3 protein-coding genes are annotated in these 1,930 nt (G+C 58.9%); 1 reads left to right on the plus strand and 2 read right to left on the minus strand.

From position 1 onward, the window contains the following. Nucleotides 1-96 precede the first annotated feature (96 nt). Together B3C64_RS01130 and B3C64_RS01135 are read right to left on the minus strand one after the other, a co-directional pair. The gene (locus B3C64_RS01130; protein ID WP_291533139.1) at nt 97-558 is read right to left on the minus strand and encodes an Hsp20/alpha crystallin family protein; all 462 of its coding nucleotides are present in this window, start codon (nt 556-558) and stop codon (nt 97-99) included. A 295-nt stretch (nt 559-853) separates the two neighbouring features. Beyond that, nucleotides 854-1,483, minus strand: a complete 630-nt coding sequence (locus B3C64_RS01135; protein WP_291533140.1) for an NAD(P)-dependent oxidoreductase — start codon at nt 1,481-1,483, stop codon at nt 854-856. 147 nt (nt 1,484-1,630) lie between these two features. Here B3C64_RS01135 and B3C64_RS01140 point away from each other — a divergent pair. Next, the coding region (locus B3C64_RS01140; protein ID WP_291533141.1) for a winged helix-turn-helix transcriptional regulator at nt 1,631-1,930 on the plus strand (300 nt) is incomplete at its 3' end.

A 1,930-nucleotide genomic window follows, 5' to 3' on the forward strand; every position in this document is an offset into this window, starting at 1 on the left:
GCGGATTTATGGCGTTGTTTCTTCGTCGCCCGTCAATTAGTCAGCGTAGACACCGTAGAACAGGCGGCGGCAATCGCCCATCAGAAAATCGAAGAATCAGCCTTCAATGGCGATCTGGTGCTTGGTCTCGACCTGCTGCTGAGCTTCCGGCTTCGGCATTTCCAGGCACAGCGTGCCGTCCTTGTAGCTGGCGTGGATGTCGGAATCCTTCATATCCTCGCCGACGTAGAAGCTACGAGAGCAGGAGCCGGCGTAGCGTTCACGGCGCAGCCAATGGCCGTTGTCGTCCTTGTCCTCGTGAGAGCTGTCGCGACGCGCGGAAACGGTCAGATAGCCGTTCTGCAGGTCCAGCGAAATGTCTTCCTTCTTGAATCCAGGCATGTCGATATCGACGGTGTAGCCCTTGTCGGTCTCGCGCACATCAGTGCTCATCATGCCCATCTGCATGTTCGGATCGCTTGCCGAAGCGCGATCCATGTTGCGCCATCCCTCGAAGAACGGATCGTCGAACAGGTCGGAGAACATCGTGTCATTCATCAAAGCCGGAAACATTGCCATAATCGGTACTCCTTCAATCGGCGCGCACGCAAACGCGTGCGGCGCGGAGTAATGCAGCTTGGCAGCCGGCCGTGCGAATATCGCTGCGGCGTCACCATCCAGCGACACCGGCGACCGGGTTCGTTGCTGCATCCGGAACCCTCCCGGGCTCCTGACCTTGACCTTTCACTTCACCCAACTCTTCCGGGCGGCGCTCATTCCCTGATTATGCTCACAGTGAAATCTATTAGAATTCAACGGATTGCGGATTGGAAACCGCGTCGCCGGCATCTCTGCGGCTCCTGCTATGGCTTCCTCACTTCGCGTATACGGAGATGCGTTCGCCGACGTGCTTGGCGGACTCGGCCTCGTCGACCACGGCAATGGCGAAGTCGGCGTAGCTGATGAAGCTCTGGCCATCGGCGTTGGTGGTGAATTCCTCGCCGGCCAGCTCATAGGAGCCGATGCGCTCGCCTTCGGCCTGGAAATCGGCGGCCGGGCTGATGTAGGTCCACTTCACGTCGGAAAGGGTGCGCAGGTGGGCAAGTGCCTCGCCATGCGCTGCGGAAACCGGCTTGTAGGCATCCGGGAAGTCCGGAGTGTCTTCGAGGGCGACGGTGTGTTCCTTGTTCACGAACAGGCTTCCGGCGCCGCCGACCACGATCAGGCGGGTGTCGGTTCCGGACAGTACGTCGGACAGGTGCTTGGCTGCGTCGGGAATGACGTGCAGGGTGTCCGGGGTCCATGCGCCAGCCGCGTCCACGACCACGTCGAAGTCGGCGAGGTCGGCCGCGGTCAGGTCGAAGAGGTCCTTGATGATGGCGTGCCGCGCTTCGGACTTGTTTTCGCCGCGCACCACGGCGGTCACGTCATGGCCGCGCTTGACGGCTTCCTTGACGACGAGCCGGCCTTCCTTGCCATTTGCTGCGACCACTGCGATCTTCATGTCGGTTCCTTTCGTTGGATGGTTTGTATCGTTGATATGCAATACGCTATTTCCATACGGAAGAAAATGGAAGAAGGCACAAAAAAGTTCTATAGTTACCAATAAGGAACTTTTAGTGATTATATTGGGTTTTGCGAAAGGAAAATTATGACTGCTGAACGTAAGTTGCCGGCGTGCCCCGTGGAGACGACGTTGCTGATGATCTCGGACAAATGGAAGGTGCTGATCCTGCGCGACCTGCTGAACGGCACGATGCGGTTCAGCGAGTTGCGCCGCTCGATCGGCAGCATCTCCCAGAAGGTGCTGACCGCGAATCTGCGCCAGATGGAGCGCGATGGTCTGGTGCATCGCGAGGTGTATCCGGAGGTGCCGCCGCGCGTGGAGTATTCATTGACGGATACCGGGCGGACGTTGCGGACGGTCATCGACGCAATGAAGGATTGGGGC

It is taken from the genome of Bifidobacterium sp. UBA6881 (assembly GCA_002451435.1).
Classification (GTDB): domain Bacteria; phylum Actinomycetota; class Actinomycetes; order Actinomycetales; family Bifidobacteriaceae; genus Bifidobacterium.

Coding starts and splice junctions, on each gene's coding strand:
- B3C64_RS01130 (WP_291533139.1), bottom strand. CDS start 558: ATGGCAATGTTTCCGGCTTTGATGAATGACACGATGTTCTCCGACCTG.
- B3C64_RS01135 (WP_291533140.1), bottom strand. CDS start 1,483: ATGAAGATCGCAGTGGTCGCAGCAAATGGCAAGGAAGGCCGGCTCGTC.